The 19,329-nt window shown below is 72.8% G+C and carries 16 protein-coding genes; 12 read left to right on the top strand and 4 right to left on the bottom strand.

Features of this window, described 5'->3' with window-relative positions:
- Positions 1-178 precede the first annotated feature (178 nt).
- Positions 179-1,663, top strand: a complete 1,485-nt coding sequence (locus tag AC3ANR_RS04380; protein WP_488290658.1) for an ATPase domain-containing protein — start codon at positions 179-181, stop codon at positions 1,661-1,663.
- Positions 1,660-3,249 (top strand): ATP-binding protein, encoded by a 1,590-nt coding sequence (locus tag AC3ANR_RS04385; protein ID WP_488290659.1) that lies wholly within the window; start codon positions 1,660-1,662, stop codon positions 3,247-3,249. Before AC3ANR_RS04380 ends, AC3ANR_RS04385 begins: the two co-directional genes overlap by 4 nt.
- Positions 3,250-3,265: 16 nt before the next feature.
- Here AC3ANR_RS04385 and AC3ANR_RS04390 read toward each other — a convergent pair whose 3' ends face one another.
- Positions 3,266-3,472, bottom strand: coding sequence for a DUF6494 family protein (locus AC3ANR_RS04390; protein WP_488290660.1), 207 nt, complete (start codon positions 3,470-3,472; stop codon positions 3,266-3,268).
- A 134-nt stretch (positions 3,473-3,606) separates the two neighbouring features.
- On the opposite strand from AC3ANR_RS04390, the gene AC3ANR_RS04395 reads away from it, so the two are divergent.
- The 9 genes from AC3ANR_RS04395 (at position 3,607) to groL (ending at position 15,101) form a co-directional block, all read left to right on the top strand.
- Positions 3,607-4,878: an ATP-binding protein gene (locus tag AC3ANR_RS04395; RefSeq protein WP_488290661.1), complete on the top strand. Its 1,272-nt coding sequence runs from the start codon at positions 3,607-3,609 to the stop codon at positions 4,876-4,878.
- Between the two features lie 21 nt (positions 4,879-4,899).
- Positions 4,900-7,377, top strand: coding sequence for an ATP-binding protein (locus tag AC3ANR_RS04400; RefSeq protein WP_488290662.1), 2,478 nt, complete (start codon positions 4,900-4,902; stop codon positions 7,375-7,377).
- Positions 7,378-7,526: 149 nt separating this feature from the next.
- A complete protein-coding gene (acsA, locus tag AC3ANR_RS04405; RefSeq protein ID WP_488290663.1) occupies positions 7,527-9,323 on the top strand; it encodes an acetate--CoA ligase in 1,797 nt (598 codons plus the stop codon).
- A complete protein-coding gene (pdhA, locus tag AC3ANR_RS04410) occupies positions 9,320-10,333 on the top strand; it encodes a pyruvate dehydrogenase (acetyl-transferring) E1 component subunit alpha (RefSeq protein WP_488290664.1) in 1,014 nt (337 codons plus the stop codon). The genes acsA and pdhA overlap by 4 nt, the downstream gene beginning before the upstream one ends.
- A complete protein-coding gene (locus tag AC3ANR_RS04415; protein ID WP_488290665.1) occupies positions 10,330-11,319 on the top strand; it encodes an alpha-ketoacid dehydrogenase subunit beta in 990 nt (329 codons plus the stop codon). Before pdhA ends, AC3ANR_RS04415 begins: the two co-directional genes overlap by 4 nt.
- A 39-nt stretch (positions 11,320-11,358) precedes the next feature.
- Positions 11,359-12,570, top strand: coding sequence for a dihydrolipoamide acetyltransferase family protein (locus tag AC3ANR_RS04420; RefSeq protein WP_488290666.1), 1,212 nt, complete (start codon positions 11,359-11,361; stop codon positions 12,568-12,570).
- Positions 12,567-12,806, top strand: a complete 240-nt coding sequence (locus AC3ANR_RS04425; RefSeq protein WP_488290667.1) for an acyl carrier protein — start codon at positions 12,567-12,569, stop codon at positions 12,804-12,806. Before AC3ANR_RS04420 ends, AC3ANR_RS04425 begins: the two co-directional genes overlap by 4 nt.
- 146 nt (positions 12,807-12,952) lie before the next feature.
- Positions 12,953-13,462 carry a CBS domain-containing protein gene (locus AC3ANR_RS04430; protein ID WP_488290668.1) on the top strand — a complete coding sequence of 170 codons (510 nt, stop codon included), beginning with the start codon at positions 12,953-12,955 and terminating at the stop codon, positions 13,460-13,462.
- Positions 13,463-13,469: 7 nt separating this feature from the next.
- A complete protein-coding gene (groL, locus tag AC3ANR_RS04435; protein WP_488290669.1) occupies positions 13,470-15,101 on the top strand; it encodes a chaperonin GroEL in 1,632 nt (543 codons plus the stop codon).
- A gap of 76 nt (positions 15,102-15,177) precedes the next feature.
- On the opposite strand, the gene AC3ANR_RS04440 is transcribed toward groL, so the two are convergent.
- Positions 15,178-16,278: a M14 family metallopeptidase gene (locus tag AC3ANR_RS04440; RefSeq protein WP_488290670.1), complete on the bottom strand. Its 1,101-nt coding sequence runs from the start codon at positions 16,276-16,278 to the stop codon at positions 15,178-15,180.
- Positions 16,275-17,471 carry a M20 aminoacylase family protein gene (locus AC3ANR_RS04445; protein WP_488290671.1) on the bottom strand — a complete coding sequence of 399 codons (1,197 nt, stop codon included), beginning with the start codon at positions 17,469-17,471 and terminating at the stop codon, positions 16,275-16,277. The genes AC3ANR_RS04440 and AC3ANR_RS04445 overlap by 4 nt, the downstream gene beginning before the upstream one ends.
- An 81-nt stretch (positions 17,472-17,552) precedes the next feature.
- Between AC3ANR_RS04445 and argE the strand changes: the two genes are divergently transcribed.
- The gene (gene argE, locus AC3ANR_RS04450) at positions 17,553-18,728 is read left to right on the top strand and encodes an acetylornithine deacetylase (RefSeq protein WP_488290672.1); all 1,176 of its coding nucleotides are present in this window, start codon (positions 17,553-17,555) and stop codon (positions 18,726-18,728) included.
- A gap of 4 nt (positions 18,729-18,732) precedes the next feature.
- Here argE and AC3ANR_RS04455 read toward each other — a convergent pair whose 3' ends face one another.
- Complete coding sequence (locus tag AC3ANR_RS04455; RefSeq protein WP_488290673.1) at positions 18,733-19,113, bottom strand: hypothetical protein; 381 nt, start codon at positions 19,111-19,113, stop codon at positions 18,733-18,735.
- Positions 19,114-19,329: the final 216 nt, after the last annotated feature.

Consider the following 19,329-nt stretch of genomic DNA (forward strand, 5'->3'; position numbering starts at 1 on the left):
CGCCGCGGGCACGCGTGCCCATGGTCGAGTCGCAAGGGGGCGACAACGGTCGAGCCACGCGAGCGCTGCCGAGCGAAAGGCATCGCTTTTTCGCCGCTGCGCGCCCTTGATGAGCCAGGGCGCCGACCATAATCGTTTCGTTTCAGCCTGCGCGCAGGCGAGGGCGCATGGAGAGACGATGACTCAACCGATCGACCTGGTCCCAACCGGGATTCCGGGCCTGGACCACGTGCTGGCCGGCGGCCTGCCCGGCGGGCACCTCTACCTCGTGGAGGGCGCTTCGGGCGCCGGCAAGACCACGCTGGGGTTGCAGTTCCTGATGGAGGGCGTGCGCCGGGGCGAGAAGGTGCTGTGGTGCACGCTGGCGGAGACCGAGACCCAGCTGCGCGCGGCCGCGCAGTCGCACGGCTGGGACCTGCACGGCATCGACATCGTCAACGTCGCCGAGAGCGGCGCGGCGGGCGGCCTGCTGGAGCCCGAGTACTCCTTCTTCTCGCCCGGCGACGTCGAGCTCACCGACGTCATCAAGGCGATCATCGACGTGGCGCAGAAGACCCGCCCGCGCCGGGTGGTGTTCGATCCGTTTTCCGACGTCAAGCTGCTCGCGCGCGACCCGCTGCGCTACCGCAGGCAGCTGCTGCAGCTGCGCGAGCGGTTCGCCGAGCTCGGCGCCACCGTGCTGCTGATCCAGGAGCACGGGCTGGATTCGCCCAGCGATCCGGCCGGTGAGGGCGTGGTCCACGGGATCATCGCGCTCTACCAGCACGCCCCCGACTACGGCAAGCCGCGCCGCCGCCTGCGCGTGCACAAGCTGCGCGGCGTCAAGTACCGCGAGGGCTTCCACGACATCGCGATCGAGACCGGCGGCATCGTGATCTACCCGCGGCTGATCGCCGGCGAGCATGCCGTCCCGTCCGACCGGGCCGAGGTGGCCAGCGGCATCGGCGAGCTGGACCAGATGCTCGGCGGCGGCCTGGACCGCGGCTCGAGCCTGCTCATCATGGGGCCGTCGGGCGCGGGCAAGAGCACGCTGTGTTCGCAGTACCTGGAAGCCAGCGCGCTGCGCGGCGAGCGGGGCGTCGTGTACCTGTTCGACGAGACGCGGCGCGCCTTCTTCTCGCGCGCCGAAGGGCTGCAGATGGACGTGGGACGCCAGGTCGAGGCCGGGATGATCGACGTGGTGCAGGTCGACCCGGCCGAGTTCTCCCCGGGCGAGTTCGCGCACAAGGTCCGGCACGCGGTCGAGGACCAGGGCGCCCGGGTGATCGTGATCGATTCGCTCAACGGCTATCTCACCGGCATGCCCGACGAGAAGCACCTTGCGATGCACATGCACGAGCTGCTGACGTACCTGTCGCTGCGCAACGTCGTCACGCTGCTCACGCTCAACCTGCACGGGGTGATCGGCGACCAGCCCGGCGCGCCGGTCGACGTGAGCTACCTGGCCGACGCCGCGATCCTGATCCGCTACTTCGAGGCCGGCGGAGCCGTCCGGCGCGCCGTCTCGGTGGTCAAGCGCCGCTGCGGGCCGCACGAGGTGCTGATCCGCGAGATGACCATCGCGCCGCCCGGCGTGCGATTCGGAGATGCGCTGAGCGAGTTCCGCGGCGTGCTGACCGGCCAGCCCAGCTGGGTCGGCCCTTCGGAGCAGCTGAGCGCATGACGGAGGCGATCGCGACCCACGGCGCCGCGATGCCGCCGGTGCTCATCCATGCGCCCGGACGCGACGGTGAGCTGTCCTGCAGGATCCTGGGCCGCTCGGGCCACGACTGCCACCGCTGCGGAAGCGACGAGGATCTGCTCGCGCGCCTGTGCGACGGCGCCGCCGCGCTGCTCATCGCCGAGGAAGCGCTGACCGACGCCCTGGCCGCGCGCCTGCGCGAAGCCCTGCAGTCCCAGCCGCCCTGGTCCGACCTGCCGGTGTTCGTGGTGACGCTGCGCCACGAGGACGGCATCCTGCACCGGCTCGAGGGCCTGGGCAACGTGGCCGTCCTGTCACGCCCGATGGACCCCAACGCCCTGGCCTCGGCCATCGGACTGGCGATCCGCGCCCGCCGCCGGCAGTTCGAGGTCCGCGACCTGCTGCGCTCGCAGCAGGAGCAGGCCCGGCGCAAGGATGAATTCCTCGCGATGCTGGCGCACGAGCTGCGCAATCCGCTGGCGCCGGTGCGCTATGCCGCGCACATGATCCAGGCCGCGGAACTGCCGCGCGAGAAGCGCCAGGTGATTGCCCGGCTGGTGGAGCAGCAGGTGGGCCACATGGGCCGCCTGATCGAGCAGCTGCTGGACGTCACGCGCGTCAACCGCGGGATGATCGAGCTGGACCTGCAGGTGACCGACCTGCGCGACATCGTGGCGCAGGCCCTGGCCGCGCACGAGCTGGTCGCCGGCGAACGCGGCATCGAGCTGGCGTGGCATGCGCCCGAGCCGGCCTGGGTCCAGGGCGACCCGACGCGGCTCAAGCAGGTCTGCGACAACCTGCTGGACAACGCCATCAAGTACTCGTTCGCCGGCGGCACCGTGCGCGTCGAGCTGCGGCAGGACGAGGGGCTCGCCGTGCTGCAGGTGGCCGACGAGGGCGACGGCATCGCACCGTCGGACCTGCGCTCGATCTTCGAGCCGTTCGTCCAGGGCGACCGGTCCCTGGACCGCTCCGCCGGCGGCCTGGGTCTGGGCCTGTCGATGGTCAAGGGCCTGACCGAGCTGCACGGCGGCACGGTGGAAGCCGCGTCCGAAGGCAAGGGCCGCGGCAGCCGGTTCACCCTGCGCCTGCCCCTCGTTCGCACCGCGGAGGCCGACGGCGCGTCCGAAGCCCGGCAGCCAGGCGCCGATGGCGCGGCCCTGGACGTGCTGATCGTCGAGGACAACCTGGACGCGGCCGAGACGCTGCAGATGGTGCTGGAGCTGGCGGGGCACCGGGTGACGGTGGTCCATGCCGGCGACAAGGCCGTGGAGGTGGCGCCGTCGCTGCAGCTCGATGCCGTCGTCTGCGACATCGGTCTGCCCGGGCTGGACGGCTACGCGGTGGCCAAGGCGTTGCGGGCGATGCCCGCGCACGCCGACACGTTCATTCTGGCGGTGACGGGCTACGGCGGGCCCGACAGCGCCCGGCGGGCGCGCGAGGCGGGGTTCGACGACCTGCTCGCCAAGCCGATGCAGGCCGAGCGGCTGCTGGAGATGCTGGCGGCCCTGCCGCGCGCCAGGCGCGCGGGGCCGGTGCTGGCGGAGCCGGTGCGGCGGCGCGCCTAGGACCCGCGGCCCTGGGCTACTCCAGCCGGATCTCGCCGTCGAACTTGACGTCCAGCTGCAGGCCGGCGATGCGCAGCGTCATCGTGGCCGGCAGCACTTCGTTGCCGGCGATGGCCTTGTCCTGCAGGGCCTTGGCGACCGCCTGTTCGATCTCCCGTTGCGAGCTGACGCCCACCGTCTTCAGGAACTTGCGCAGGCTGAGGTTGAAGGACTCGTCGTTCATGGGGCGCTCCGGTCGTTCGTGGTGTCCGCATGATGCGCCAAACGGCGATGCGGCTGGCTGGGCCATGATGAGCCGCCGCGCACGGCATACTCGCGGTTCGTCCCACCGGACCCGACACGCCGCCCCGACCTCCAATGACCGCTCGTCCCCTTTCTGGCGACGTCACCGCCGGCGCCCCGGAAGGCACTGAAGGAACGCCAGGGACCGCGTCGGCCCGGCCCGATGGCGACGAGCCTGCGCGCGAGATCGAGCGCCTGCGGGCCGAGGTCGCGCGCCTGCAGGGCCAGCTCGCGTCGGTGCGGCGCGAGTTCACCACCTTCAGCAACCGCCTGTCGCACGACCTGCGGGGCATCTTCCGCAACATCTCCGGCTTCTCGGGCGCGGTGATCGACCTGGGCGCCGATCGCCTGGGCGAGCGCGAAGCGGACTACCTGCGGCGCGTGGACGCGGGCGCCCGCCGGGGCGACGGCATGATGCGCGACCTCGCGCTGCTGTCGTCGGTCGTGGTGGCGCCACTGCATCCGTGCGACGTGGACCTGGGCCGCGTGGTCCGCCGCTGCGTGCAGGGCCTGCTGCCGTCCATCGAGGGCCGCGTCGTCGAGTGGGACCTGGCCGCCGCCGATCGGGTGCGCGTGCATGCCGACCCGGCCCTGCTCGAGCTGGCCCTGTCGCAGCTGCTCGCCAACGCGGCCAAGTTCACCCGGCGCAGCGCGGCCGCGCGCGTGCGGGTCGGGGTGGAATGCAGCCCGGCCGGATGGGCCATCACGGTGGCCGACAACGGCTGCGGATTCGATCCGGCCTATGCCGGGCGCCTGTTCCAGCCGTTCGAGCGCCTGCACGCCGCCGCCGAATTCGAGGGCAACGGGGTCGGCCTGGCCGTGGTCAGGACCGTGGTCGAACGCCACGGCGGGCAGGTCCAGGCGCAGGCGCTGCCCGAAGGCGGCGCGCTGGTGCGCGTGCTCCTGCCGCACGCCGATGCACGCCAGCTCGACGAGCCGGCGCCGGTCGCACCGGGCCCGACCCGCCGGCTGGAGATCCTCGTCGTCGACGACGAAGCGCTGGTGCTGTCGACACTGAAGCTGATGCTCGAGCGCGAAGGGCACGCCGTCACCACCGCCGCCGGCGGGACCGCGGGCCTGCTGGCGCTGCAGGCGCGTTCGGCGGCCGGTCCCCCGTTCGATGTCCTGCTGTCCGATTGGCTCATGCCGGACGTGGACGGGCCGCAACTGGCGCGCATGGCCAGGCAGCTGCATGCGGCCGCCTGCGCGATCCTGATGACGGGCGCGCGTCCCGAGGCGAACGGCAGCCACGCGGTCCCCGCCGGCATCGACCACGTGCTGGGCAAGCCCCTGCGCGCCGCAGAGCTCAAGCAGGCGCTCGGCGCGGCGTGCGCTGCCCGGCGCTGATCTCACCACCCGCACGCGCCCATGCCGGAAATCAGCAAGAACCTCCGCCTGCTGCAGGACTTCCCCTGGGAGGCAACCGCCGTGGGCGCCATGGCCGGCTGGCCCGCCGAGATGAAGGCGGTGGTGACTGCGGCGTTGCACTCGGCCTTCCCGATCTGCACCGCCTGGGGCAGCGAGGAGGTCCAGATCTACAACGATGCCTACAACTGGATCTACGGCAGCAAGCATCCGGCATCGTTCGGCGCGCCCTTGCGCCAGAGCTGGCCGGAGATCTGGGAGTTCCTGCGGCCCGCGCTCGACCAGATCCGCGCCACCCGGCAGCCGCTGTGGTTCAAGGGCACGCTGCTGCCCCTCGCGCGGCACGGTGCCCCGGAGGAGTGCTACTTCGACTTCTCCTACAGCCCGGTCCTGGACGCGGCGGGGCAGGTGCTCGGCGTCATGTCCGTGGCCTCGGACAAGACGGCCGAGACGGTGTTCCGCCGCCGGCAGTCGGTCGGCCGGCTGGCCGTGGACCTGGCCGCGCGGTCGGCCGCCGAGGCAGTGGCCGCGGCCGTGCAGGATGTCCTGCAGGACAACGAGATGGATGCCGCCCTGGCCGCGCTGTGGGGCGCGGGCGAGGAACGCGAGCATCCTGCTGCACCGGTCTGGCGCCTGCGCTGCGACGGCATCGAGCCGGGCGTGTCCGTGTCGCAGGCCGGATCGGCCGGCGTCAGCCGCTTCACCACCAGCGAGGCGGCCCGCTCGCGTGGCGGGGCCGCTTTCGGCCACCTGGTCCCGCTGGTCGGCCGGGCGGGCCAGCCGCTGGCGCTGCTGGCGATCGTGCCCCACGCCCTGGTGCCCGAGGGCAGCCACCGTGACTTCGCCTTCCAGCTGTCGGCCCGGCTGCACGCCGCGCTGCACCGCGCGGAGGCGCGCCGCGACGAGATCGCCGGGCTGGAGGACGACGTCGAGGAGCGTGAGCTGCTCTACCGCTTCCTGTTCGAGAACATGGAGGACGCCGCCTTCTACACGGCCACCGATGGCAGCCCCGAGTCCGACGAAGTCATCCTGGCCGCCAACCGGCAGGCCTGCGCGATGGTCGGGTACGACGCGGCCGAGCTCGTGGGCATGAGCCGCGACGCGCTCTTCTTCCCCGGCGACGCCGCGTTGCGCTCGGCCGTGGAGACGCGCAGCCGCTCGCGCACCTTCCTGGGCGAACTGGTCTTCCGTCGCAAGGACGGATCGCCCGTCACCGTCGAGGTGTCGTCCCGGCTCATCCAGCTGCGCAGCGGCGAAGTGCGCTCGATCAGCATCGTGCGCGACATCTCGCAGCGGGTGGCACGCCACAAGGAGCGCGCCGAGCGGGCCCGCTTCGACGCCATGGTGGAGCTGACCGGGGGCATCGCCCACGACTTCAACAACTTCCTCACCGTCATCCTGGGCAGCCTCGACGCCCTGAAGGACACCCTGCCGGCCGAGTCCGAGGAACGCTTCCTGGCCGCCAACGCCCTGCTGGGCGCCGAGCGCGCCGCCGTCCTGACCAACCGGCTGCTGGCCTTTTCCAAGCGGCAGACGCTGCAGACGGCCCTGCTGTCCTGGCAACCGTTCGTCCACGAGGTCGCGGGCCTGCTGGCGAGCACGCTGGGGGCGACGCATGCGCTGCAGATCGACGTGCCCGCCGACCTGCCGCCGTGCGAACTCGATCCCGCGCAGCTCACCTCGGCCTTGCTCAACCTGGCGGCCAACGCGCGCGATGCGATGGCCGGCGGCGGCACGCTGGCGCTGCGGGCGGCGCGCCGCCGGCTCACGGCGCCGCAGAGCGGCCGCGACGGCTACGTGCTGGCCGAGGGCGAGTACGTCGCGCTGTGCGTGGAGGACACCGGCGCCGGCATTCCCGCCGATCGCCTCGGCCGCATCTTCGAGCCCTTCTTCACCACCAAGTCCACGCAGACCAATTCGGGGCTGGGGCTGGCGATGGTGCAGGGCTTCGTGCGGCAGTCCGGCGGCGACGTGCGGGCCGACAGCGAAGTCGGCTCGGGCAGCCGCTTCGAATTGCTGTTCCCGGTGGCCCGCACCGAAGGCGCGGGGACGCCAGCCGAGGCCGACGTCCAGGCGCAGGCCAGCCACCAGCCGGCCGGCGAGTCGGTGCTGCTGGTGGAAGACAACGATGCGGTGCGCAAGCAGGTGCTGGAGATGCTTCGCGGCGCCGGGTTCGAGGTGGCCGAAGCGCGCGACGCGGCATCGGCGCTGGCGCACCTGGAGCAGGCCGCGCAGGTGGACGTGGTGGTGGCCAACGTGACCCTGCCGGGCGGCATCTCGGGCCTGGAGCTGGCCGACCGGATCCGCGCGCGGTGGCCCGCCACTGCGGTGCTGCTGACCACGGGCGGGCCGCGCGGCGTCCTCGCGGACGAGGTTGCCGCCAGCCGGCACCGCGTGGTCTGGAAGCCGTTCTCTGCCCGCCATCTCTGCCAGGCCATCCTGGAGGAGAAGGCGCGCAAGACCGATCGCGGCGTGTCCTGAGCGGGCGCGGGCCGGTGCGCGCCCGCGCGGCGCGCCGGGAACCCCGGGGCCGCCGAGGCAGCCGGCCGCTTGATCGAACGCAACTTGCGCCGGCGCCAAACGCCCATGCTGGGTGGGCCGTCCCTGCCGGGCGGCACGGAGGCGTCCGCATGTCACTCGCCGTCGAGGCACCGAAGACCACCACGGGGCGCCAGCGCATCCGCAAGGACCCGCTGCGGCTGCGCCCGCCGCCCAACCTGCGCGACTACGGCGCCACCTGCGCCGCCTTCCGCTGGGACGACGCGCGCCGCATGCTCGACGGCCTGCCCGGGGGCGCCGGCCTCAACATGGCCCACGAAGCCGTGGACCGCCATCTCGCGCACGGCCGCGGCGGCAAGACGGCGATCCGCTGGATCGGCAAGGACGGCACGCGCCGCTCGATCGACTTCGCGCAGCTGGCCCAGCAGACCAGCCGCTTCGCCAATGCGCTGCAGGGCCTGGGCGTGGGCGAGGGCGAGCGCGTGTTCGTCCTGCTGGGCCGCGTGCCCGAGCTGCATGTCGCGGTGCTGGGTGCGCTGAAGGCGCGCTGTGTCGTCACGCCGCTGTTCTCCGCCTTCGGGCCCGAGCCGATCGCCACCCGGGCCGAGATGGCCGACGCGCGCGTGATCGTCACGACGCCCGAGCTGTACCAGCGCAAGCTGCACGCCCTGCGCGAGCGCCTGCCGGGATTGCGGCACGTGGTCGTCGTGGGCCCTGGGGACTGCGAGGGGCCGGGCGTGCGGCGCTGGGACGAGCTGGTCGACGCGGCCTCGCCCGAGTTCACCATCGCGCCCACGCCCCCGGAGGCCATGGCGCTGCTGCACTTCACCAGCGGCACCACCGGCCGGCCCAAGGGCGCGGTGCACGTGCACGAGGCCGTGGTCGCGCACGCGGCCACGGGCCTGTACGCGCTCGACCTGCACGAGGACGACGTCTTCTGGTGCACGGCCGACCCGGGCTGGGTCACGGGCACCAGCTACGGCATCCTGGCGCCGCTGGTCAACGGCGTGACCAGCGTGGTGGTGGAGGAGGAGTTCGACGCCCAGGCGTGGTACTCGGTGCTGGAGCGCGAACGCGTGAGCGTCTGGTACACCGCGCCCACCGCGATCCGGATGATGATGAAGCTGGGCGTGCAGGCGGTGCGGGGCTACGACCTGGGTTCGCTGCGGTTCGCGGCCAGCGTGGGCGAGCCGCTCAATCCCGAGGCGGTGCTGTGGGGCCAGGAGGCGTTCGGCATCCCCTTCCACGACAACTGGTGGCAGACCGAGACCGGCGGGATCATGGTCGCCAACTACGCGGCGGTGGACGTCAAGCCCGGCTCGATGGGCCTGCCGCTGCCGGGCATCGAGGCCGCCGTGGTGCGGCGCACCGCGGACGGGGGCGTGGAGCCGATCGCCGAGCCGATGGCGCAGGGCGAGCTGGCGCTGCGCACGCCGTGGCCGTCGATGATGCGCGGCTACCTGCACGAGGAGGAGCGCTACCGCAAGTGCTTTTCCGGCGGCTGGTACCTCACCGGCGACCTGGCCAAGCGCGACGACGAGGGCTACTACTGGTTCGTCGGGCGGGCCGACGACGTGATCAAGTCCTCCGGCCACCTGATCGGCCCGTTCGAGGTGGAGAGCGCCTTGATGGAGCATCCCGCGGTGGCCGAGGCCGGCGTGATCGGCAAGCCCGACCCGGTGGCCGGCGAGATCGTGAAGGCCTTCGTCGCCCTCAAGCCCGGCCACGAGGCCGGCGAGGCGCTGCGCCGCGAGCTGCTGGGCCATGCGCGCAAGCGCCTGGGCGCCGCCATCGCGCCCAAGGAGATCGACTTTCGCCTGAACCTGCCGCGCACGCGCAGCGGCAAGATCATGCGCCGCCTGCTCAAGGCGCGCGAGCTGGGCCTGCCCGAGGGCGACCTGTCGACCCTCGAGAGCGACGAGCGATGAGCCATCCCAAGCTGCACCTGGACCACGCGCAGCTGCAGCGGCTGTACCGCGAGATGCTGCGCATCCGCCGGTTCGAGGCCCAGTGCGTGGCGCTGTACCAGGACCAGAAGATCCGCGGCTTCCTGCACCTGTACGACGGCGAGGAGGCGGTCGCCGTGGGCGTGGCGTCGGCGCTGCAGCCCCAGGACGCGGTAGTCGCCACCTACCGCGAGCACGGCCAGGCGCTGGCGCGCGGCGTGGGCATGGACGTGCTGATGGCGGAGATGATGGGCAAGCTGCAGGGGTGCTGCCGCGGCCGCGGCGGCTCGATGCACGTGTTCGATGCCGGCCGGCGCTTCATCGGCGGCAACGCCATCGTGGGCGGCGGGCTGCCGCTGGCGGCCGGTCTCGCGCTGGCCGACCTGCGGCGCGGCACGGGGGCGGTGACGGCGTGCTTCTTCGGCGAGGGCGCCGTCACCGAGGGCGCCTTCCACGAGACCATGAACCTGGCCGCGCTGTGGAAGCTGCCGCTGGTGCTCGTGTGCGAGAACAACCTGTATGCCATGGGCACGCCGGTGGCGGACGTGGAGGCGCAGACGGCGATCCACCGCAAGGCCGAGGCCTACCGCATGGCCAGCGCCAGCATCGACGGCATGGACGTCGTGGCGGTGGAGGCCGCCGCCGCGCAAGCGGTCGAGCAGGCACGCGCGGGGCAGGGGCCGTTCTTCCTCGAATGCCGCACCTACCGCTTCCGCGCCCACTCGATGTTCGACGCCCAGGGCTACCGCACGCGCGAGGAGGTCGAGCACTGGAAGCAGCGCGACCCGGTCGCGCGGCTGCGCCAGTGGATGCTGGACAACCACCAGGTCGAGGCCGCGCAGCTGGCCGACATCGAGCAGACGGTGGAGCAGGAGGTGGCGGCGGCGGTGGCGTTCGCCGAAGCCGGCACGCTGGAGCCGGTGCAGGACCTCGAGCGCGACCTGCTCATGGACCGGGTGCGTCAGGACGCACCGGCCGGGAGCGCGGCATGACCCAGCCGCAGCGCATGACCTACCGCGAGGCCTGCCGGCAGGCGATCCGCGATGCGCTCGGCGCGGACCCGCGCACCTTCCTCATGGGCGAGGACGTGGGCAAGTACGGCGGCTGCTACGCGGTCTCCAAGGGCCTGCTGGCGGAGTTCGGGCCGCTGCGCGTGGTCGACACGCCGCTGGCCGAGAACGGCTTCGTCGGCGCCGGCATCGGCGCGGCGCTGGGCGGGCTGCGGCCGATCGTCGAGATCATGACCTGCAACTTCAGCCTGCTGGCGCTGGACCAGATCCTGAACAACGCCGCCACCATCGCCCACATGTCCGGCGGCCAGTTCGCGGTGCCGCTGGTGATCCGCATGGCCACCGGCGGCGGCCGCCAGCTGGCGGCGCAGCACTCGCACAGCTTCGAGGGCTGGTACGCGCACATCCCGGGCCTGAGGGTGCTGGCGCCGGGTTGCGTGGAGGACGCGCGCTTCATGCTGGCCGCCGCGCTGGCCGATCCCAATCCGGTGCTGCTGTTCGAGCACATCGGCCTGTACGCGCTGGAGGAGGACCTCGACCCGGCGATCGACCACGTGGCGCTGGCCGGCGCCCGCGTGCGGCGGCCGGGCCGCGACGTGACCATCGCCTCCTACGGCATGGGGCTGCAGAAGTCGCTGCAGGCGGCCGGGCAGCTGGCCGGCGCGGGCATCGAGGCCGAGGTGATCGACCTGCGCGCGCTGCGCCCGCTGGACGACGCCTGCGTGGCCGCGTCGATCGCCCGCACGCGCCGCTGCGTCATCGTCGACGAGGGCTGGCGCAGCGGCTCGCTGTCGGCCGAGCTCGCGGCGCGGCTGGCCGAGGCCTGCTTCTACGAGCTCGACGCGCCGATCCGGCGCGTGTGCAGCCGCGAGGTGCCGGTGCCCTACGCCGCGCACCTCGAGGAGGCGGCGCTGCCGCGCGTCGCCGACATCGTCGCGGCCGCCCGCGGCCTGCTGGCCAGGGAGTGAGCGGTGCAGGACTTCCGGATGCCGGCGCTTGGTGCCGACATGGAACAAGGCAGGCTCGTGGCCTGGAACGTCGCTGCCGGCGCCCGCGTGAAACCGGGCGACGTGGTGGCCGTGGTGGAGACGCAAAAGGGCGCCATCGACGTCGAGATCTTCCTGCAGGGCGTGCTGCAGGACCTGGTGCCCGTCGGGACCCAGCTGCCCGTGGGCGCCGTGCTGGCGCACGTGCTGGGCGACGAGGAGCCTCCGATCGCACCGGGGCCGGCGCCGGTCCCGGCGGCGGTCCCAGTTGCAGTTCCTGCGCCGGTTCCGGCGCCGACGCCGGGTTCGCTGCCGACCCCGGTGGCGACGGCGGCGGCGTCGGCCCCCGTGCTACCGCCGCGCGCGGCGCCCGCCGGCGGCCGGGCGAAGGCAAGCCCGGCGGCACGGCAGCGCGCGGCCCAGCTGGGCGTCGAGCTGGCCGGCCTGGCGGCCAGCGGGCCCGACGGCAACATCACGGTCGCCGACGTCGAGCGCGCCGCCACGGCGGCCCCGCGCGTGGGGGCCCCGCGCGCCGCGGCGGCGCGCGGCTTCGATCCGGCGCAGATGCGCGCGGCGATCGCCGCCGCCATGAGCCGGTCCAAGCGCGAGATCCCGCACTACTACCTGCTGCAGGCGATCGACTTCGGCCCGGCCGAGCGCTGGCTGGCCGACTACAACGCGGCGCGCGACCCCGCCGAGCGGCTCCTGCCCGCGGTGCTGCTGCTCAAGGCCACCGCCCTGGCGCTGGCCCAGGTGCCGCAGCTCAACGGCTTCTGGCGCGACGGCGCGGTGCAGCTGTCGCCGGCGATCCACGTCGGCTGGGCCGTGGCGCTGCGCGGTGGCGGGCTGATGGTGCCGGCGCTGCACGACGCCGATCGCCAGGGCCTGCCCGAGCTCATGGCGGCGCTGCGCGACCTGGTGCAACGCGTGCGGGCCGGCGGCCTGCGCAGCTCGGAGCTGGCCGACTCCACGGTGACGGTCACCAACCTTGGCGACCGCGGAGCCGACAGCGTGCTGGGCGTCATCTATCCGCCGCAGCTGGCGGTGGTCGGGTTCGGCCGCGTCGCGCCGCGGCCGTGGGTCGTCGACGGCCGCATCGAAGTGCGTCCGGTCGTGCAGGCCAGCCTGGCCGCCGACCACCGGGCCAGCGACGGCCACCTCGGCGCGCGCTTCCTCGAGGCGCTGCAGGCCGCGCTGCAGGACCCCGCCCAGCTGGACCGGAGGCCGGCATGAACGCGCAGCAGGCCCGCGCGCTGGCCGCCGACGTGCTCGGCGGCATCGCGCCGGAAGCGGACCTGGCCGCCGTGGGCGAGGACGAGGACCTGCGGGCGGCGCTGGACCTGGACTCGATGGATTTCATGAACTTCGTGATCGGCCTGAGCGAGCGCATCGGCCGGGCGATCCCGGCCGCCGACACGCCACGCCTGCACACGCTGCGCGGATTGACCGGCTACCTGGCCGCGCCCTGAGACGCGAGCTCGGCCGGCCCGCGCAGCCCGGCGGCACGGCGCGGTGGAGGGACAGCGGACGCCCTGCCTGCGGCCGGCTTGATCTGGCGCAGGTCGTGCCACGACGGCAGGTCTAGATTGGGCCTCCAGTCCCACAGGAGCGTCCCATGAACATCGCCAGCCTCTGCAGTCGCGAAGTCGTCGGCATCCCCGCCGCCGCATCCATCCACGACGCCGCCGTCCGCATGTGCGAGGAGCACGTCGGCTCGCTCGTCGTCGTCACCGCGGACGAGCCGCCCGCGGTCGTCGGCATCGTCACCGACCGGGACCTCGCGCTCGACGTGCTGGGCTCGGACGACACGCCCAAGGACCTGCGCGTGGGCGACCTGGCCAAGGCGCCGCCGGTCGCGGTGCGCAGCAGCGCCAGCCTGCAGGAGGCGATCGGCGCGATGCAGCAGGCCGGCGTGCGCCGGCTGCTGGTGGTCGACGACGACGGCGGCGTGGTCGGCCTGGTGGCGGCGGAGGACCTGATGGCCGCCGTGTCCGAGGAACTGGTCGGCCTGTCGCGCGCGCTGCGCGGCGGCATCGACCGCGAGAAGGGCGAGCGCAAGGTGATGTCGGTGCCGCGCGGCTCGCGCCCGGTGTACCCGGCCTTCGGCACCGCCGCCATGCAGTGAGGCCGCCATGTCGGCCAAGAAGCTGGTCTTCCACGAGGACGCCCGCGAGCGCATCCGCCGCGGCGTCGACACGCTCGCCGAGGCGGTCAAGGTGACGCTGGGTCCACGCGGGCGCACGGTGGTGCTCGAGCGCGAGTTCGGCGCGCCGCAGATCGTCAACTCCGGCGTGGTGGTGGCCAAGGCCATCGAGCTGGAGGACCGCTTCGAGAACATGGGCGCGCAGCTGCTGCGCGAGGTGGCGGCCCGCACCAGCGAGAGCGCGGGCGACGGCACCACCACCGCGACGGTCCTGGCGCACGCGCTCGTCGTCGAGGGCCTGAAGTACCTGGCCGCGGGCATGAACCCGATGGACCTCAAGCGCGGCATGGAGCAGGCGGTCGAGCTGGTGGTGGAGGAGATCAGGCGGATGGCGCAGCCGTGCGCCAGCGCGCAGGAGATCGCGCACGTCGCCGCCATCTCGGCCAACAACGACCGCTCGATCGGCGAGCTGGTGGCCCGCGCCATGGACAAGGTCGGCCGCGACGGCGCGGTGTCGATCGAGGACGGCTCCGGCATGGCCAGCGAGCTGGAGGTGGTCGAGGGCCTGCAGTTCGACCGCGGGTTCCTGTCCGCCTACTTCATCAACGACGGCGAGAAGCAGGCCTGCGTGCTGGAGGACGTCGCCATCCTGCTGTACGACCAGAAGCTGTCCACGCTGCAGGACCTGCTGCCGCTGATGGAGGGGGCGGCCAAGGCGGGCACCCCGCTGCTGGTGGTCGCCGAGGACGTCGAGGCCGACGCGCTGGCGACGCTGGTGGTCAACTGCATCCGCGGCGTGCTCAAGGCCTGCGCGGTGAAGGCGCCCGGCTTCGGCGAGCGGCGCAAGGCGATGCTGCAGGACATCGCGCTGGTGACCGGCGGGCAGGTGATCTCGCCCGAACTGGGGCGCAGCCTGGAGAAGGCCACGTTCGCCGAGCTGGGCCGCGCGCGCCGGGTGGTCGTCGACAAGGAATCCACCACCGTCGTCGGCGGCGCGGGCGACAAGGCCCGCATCGCCGAGCGCATCGAGGCGCTGCGCAAGGAGCGCCGCGACCTCACCAGCGACTACGACCGGGAGAAGCTGGACGAGCGCATCGCCAAGCTCTCGGGCGGCGTCGCGGTGATCAAGGTCGGCGCGGCCACCGAGACCGAGCTGAAGGAGCGCAAGCTGCGGGTGGAGGATGCGCTGCACGCCACCCGCGCCGCGATCGAGGAAGGCATCGTGCCCGGCGGCGGGGTCGCGCTGCTGCGCGCGCGCAAGGTGCTGCAGGACCGCAAGCTGCCCACGCTGGACGAGGATTCGGGGCTGAAGATCGTCGCCCGCGCGCTGGAGGAGCCGCTGCGCCGCATCGTCCTCAATGCGGCCCAGGAGCCGGCCACCGTGCTCGAGCGCGTCGACGCGTCGGACCAGCGCGGGTTCGGCTACAACGCCGCCCGGCGCGAGTTCGGCGACCTGGTCGAGATGGGTGTCATCGACCCGGCCAAGGTGACGCGGCTGGCGTTGCAGAACGCCGGCTCCATCGCCAGCCTGATCCTGACCATCGACTGCCTGATCGCCGAGGCGCCCAAGCGGCCCTCCGAGCGCGGCGGCGGGCCCGGGACCGAGCGCGAGCTGGAGTGAGGGGGCGCGGCGGTCGGGCGGCGTCAGCGCTGCCGCGCGGACGCGCGCCCTGAATCGACGCGGGTTCGCGGTCCGCTCAGCCGCGCGACAGCCCGTCCACGCCCTGCACCATCGCCTCGCGCGCCTGCTCCCAGATGCGCTGCTTCCACTGCGGCGTGTCGGTGTAGAAGGCCTCGAGCATCTGGCGCCGGATGTCCGCGGCCAGCTCGGCCGGTGCCTCCGGATGCTGATGCAGCCAGTGCTCCGCGCGCAGCGCGTGCAGCACCTGCAGCAGGGGCTGGGTGCCGTACTCCAGGGCGATGCCGGAGTACTCCGCCTGCGGGCACTCGTCGAGGATCGACGACCACATCATGCCGGTGAGCCGGGCCGAGGTGGACGAGCCGTCATAGATGGAGGTGACCGGCGTGCGGCCGCCGCCATCCCACCAGCTGCGCACGCGCGCCACCTGCGCCGCGTCGTCGGGGCCGGCGAAGATGCGCTCGCCCACGCCGCTGGGACCGAGGCCGGTGTGGAAGTCGATCCAGGCGATGCGGCCGGCGCGCCGGCCCTGGGCCGCCAGCACTTCGCGCAGCGTGCGGTTGCTCCAGGTCGGGGCTGTGCCGCCGAAGTACATGCCGTCGGGGAACTCGTGCTGCCCGCTGCTGACGGCGGCCTGGTAGGCGGCCTGGCCGTGCTGCGCCATCCACTGCGCGAGCCGCAGCTCGTTGTCCTCGGGCGGCGGCCAGCGGTCGGGGAACAGCAGGGGGTGCACCTGCCGGTAGCCCTCGTTGACCGGCAGGGGCTTGCCGAAGTCGTGGAAGTTGCGGTTCAGGTCGACGTTCTCCTGCGTCGCGCGGCGCAGGTGCGAGAAGCCGTAGGGGTTGAGCGCATGGATGTACAGCACGGCGACGCCGTGGCGCCGCGCGTGCTCGCGCCAGGCGGCGTCGCGCAGCGCGGCCACCTGCACGCCGCTGCCGCAGAAGCCCTCCACGCCGTGGCAGGCGCTCGACAGGATCAGCAGCTTCGACGCCTCGGGATCGCCGTCGCGCGCGATGTCCATGGCGAGGACCTCGCCTTCGCGCCCGGGCTCGGGATGGCGCTTGCTCTCGACCGGCACGCCCGCCTCCGCGGCCGCCTGCAGGAAGCGCTCGCGCGCCTGCGCGTAGCTGGCCGAGAAGCAGTCCGCCAGGCCGCTCATGCCTTCTCGCGCGCGAGCCAGGCTTCGGCCAGCCGCACCCAGTAGGTCGCGCCCAGCGGGATCAGTTCGTCGTTGAAGTCGTAGCTGGGGTTGTGGATCACGCACGGCCCGCCGCCGTGGCCGATCTCGCGGTGGCTGCCGTCGCCGTTGCCGATGAAGCAGTAGGCGCCGGGCTTGGCCTGCAGCATGTAGGCGAAGTCTTCCGCGCCCATCGTGGGCTCCTGCGCCGACACGTTGTCCGGGCCGACGATGGACACCATCACCTGGCGCGCGAACTCGGCCTCGGCGGCGCTGTTGACCGTGGGCGGGTAGTTGCGCACGAACTCGAAGTCGCATTCGGCGTCGTGCGCCGCGCACACGTGCTGCGCGATCTGCTTCATGCGGCGCTCGATCAGGTCCAGCACCTCCACGGTGAAGGTGCGCACCGTGCCCTGCAGCTCGCAGCTGTCGGGCACCACGTTGGTGGCCTCACCGGCGTGGATCATGGTGACCGAGATCACCCCGGCGTCCACCGGCTTCTTGTTGCGGCTGATGATGGTCTGGAACGCGTGGACCATCTGGCACGCGATGGGCACCGGGTCGACGCCGTTGTGGGGCAGGGCGGCGTGGCTGCCCTTGCCGCGCACGGTGATCTTGAACTCGTTGGACGAGGCCATCACGGGCCCGGCGCTGACGGCGAAGCTGCCCACGCGTGGCGACGCCCAGTTGTGCATGCCGAACACGGCCTCCATCGGGAACTGTTCGAACAGGCCGTCCTTGATCATCTCGCGCGCGCCGCCGCCGCCTTCCTCGGCGGGCTGGAAGATCAGGTAGACGGTGCCGTCGAAGTTCCGGTTCCTGGCCAGGTGCTGGGCGGCGGCCAGCAGCATGGCGGTGTGGCCGTCGTGGCCGCACGCGTGCATCTTGCCGGGGTGCTTGCTGGCGTGCGCGAAGGTGTTGAACTCCTGCATGGGCAGCGCGTCCATGTCGGCGCGCAGGCCGACGGCGCGGGAGCTGGTGCCGTTCTTGACGATGCCCACCACGCCGGTGGTGCCCATGCCGCGGTGGATGGGAATGCCCCACTCGGTCAGCTTGGCGGCAACGATGTCGGCGGTGCGGCGCTCCTCGAAGCAGAGTTCGGGATGGGCATGCAGGTCGCGGCGGATGGCGGCGATGCTGGCCGCCTGGGTGACGATGGAATCGAGGATGTTCATGACGCAACTTCGGGGTCGAGCCGGGCAGTCTAGCTGGAGCCGGGACAGGGGGATTGCAAGGTTGTCCGCGAGAATCGTGCCATGAGCCAAGAATCCACGGGCCTGTCGTCCCGAGCCCTCGAGCTGGCGCGTACTTTGGTGCGCATGAACACCGTCAGCGCGCACAGCAACCTGGAGCTCATCCACTTCGTCCGCGACGAGCTCCAGCGGCTGGGCGTGGCGTCCCGGCTGACCTACAACGCCGGGCGCACCAAGGCCAACCTGTTCGCCACGCTCGGGCAGGGCAAGCCCGCCGGCGTCATCGTCTCCGGCCACACCGACACCGTGCCCTGGGACGGCCAGGCCTGGACCACCGATCCGCTCGGGGCCGAGGTGCGCGACGGGCGCCTGTACGGGCGCGGCTCGGCCGACATGAAGAGCTACATCGCCATCGCGCTGGCGCAGGCCGAGGCTTTCCTGGCCGGCGAGGCGCCGTTCGCCATCCACTTCGCGTTCAGCTACGACGAGGAGGTGGGCTGCTTCGGGGTGCGCGAGCTGATCGCCGACATGCGCGAGGCGGGCGTCAAGCCGCTGGCCTGCATCATCGGCGAGCCCACCAGCATGGTGCCGGCGATCGCGCACAAGGGGGTGTACCGCTACCGCTGCTGCGTGCGCGGCAAGGAGGCGCACTCCTCGCTCACCCCGCAGTCGGTGAACGCCATCGAGATGGCCGCGCGGGTGATCGGCAGGCTGCGCGACATGGCCGAGGGCTTCGAGCGCGAGGAGCCGCGCTACGAGGGCTTCGACGTGCCGTTCTCCACCGCCAGCGTCGGCCAGTTCCACGGCGGCATCGCCGACAACGTGGTGCCGCGCGACGCCGAGTTCCGCTACGAGTTCCGCGACCTGCCCACCGCCGATGCGCGGACGATGCAGGAGGCCGTGCTCGCGTACGCCCGCTCGCTGGAGCCGGCGATGAAGCAGGTCTCACCCGAAGCGGGCTTTCGCTTCGAGACCATCTGCGAGGTGCCGAGCTTCCTCGGCTCGGCGGACGATCCGGTGACGCGGCTGGCGCAGCGCCTGTCCGGCGAGCAGCGCACCACGCTGGTGGCGTTCGGCACCGAAGCCGGCCTGTTCAGGAACGCCGGCATTCCCACCGTGGTGTGCGGGCCCGGCAGCATCGTGCAGGCGCACCAGCCCGACGAATACGTCGAGCTGGCGCAACTGGCGCGCTGCGAGGCCTTCCTGCGCGGCCTGGCGGCCACGCGGGAGATCGCCTAGGCGATCAGCGCCCGGTCTGGGTGCCGGCTTCGCTGGGCGTGCCGGTGCCGGAGTCGCGCTGCGGCAGGCGCTTCTCGATCGCGCCGCCGGTGCTGCGCATGGCGTCCGCCGTGCGGTGGCCGGCGCGCTTGGCGGCATTGGTTCCCTTCTTGGCCACGCGCTTGGTGGCCTGGGCCGGGCGCGACTTCTGGGCGCGCTCGACCACGCGCGGCTTGCTGCCGGTGGTGCTGTCCACGCCCGTCTCGGCGGGACGGCCGCCGGCGGCCGAGTCGGGAGCGGCCGGAGCCGCCGGGGTGGTGGTCGTGGTCGACGACTGGGCCTGGACCGGCAGTGCGACGGCCAGGGCAAGGGCGGCGGCCAGGCCGCCGGCGAGGATGCGTTTCATGTGGAATCTCCCTGAAGCGAAACAGATGGCCCAGTATCGGGCGCGCCGGCTGCGCCGTGGGGCCCGCGCGGCGCGTCTTGGGCGCTTCCTACAACGGGTCGCGGGCCGCGCCGACAGGCACGGCTGAGCCGCACCGCGGCCGTGGCCGGGCGAGGGCCGGCGGCGCCCCGCGCCTGATGCGCCCCGGCAACCCGCCGACCGGCCCCGGCGGCGCGG

It is taken from the genome of Ramlibacter sp. JJN2-2R, from assembly GCF_057747835.1.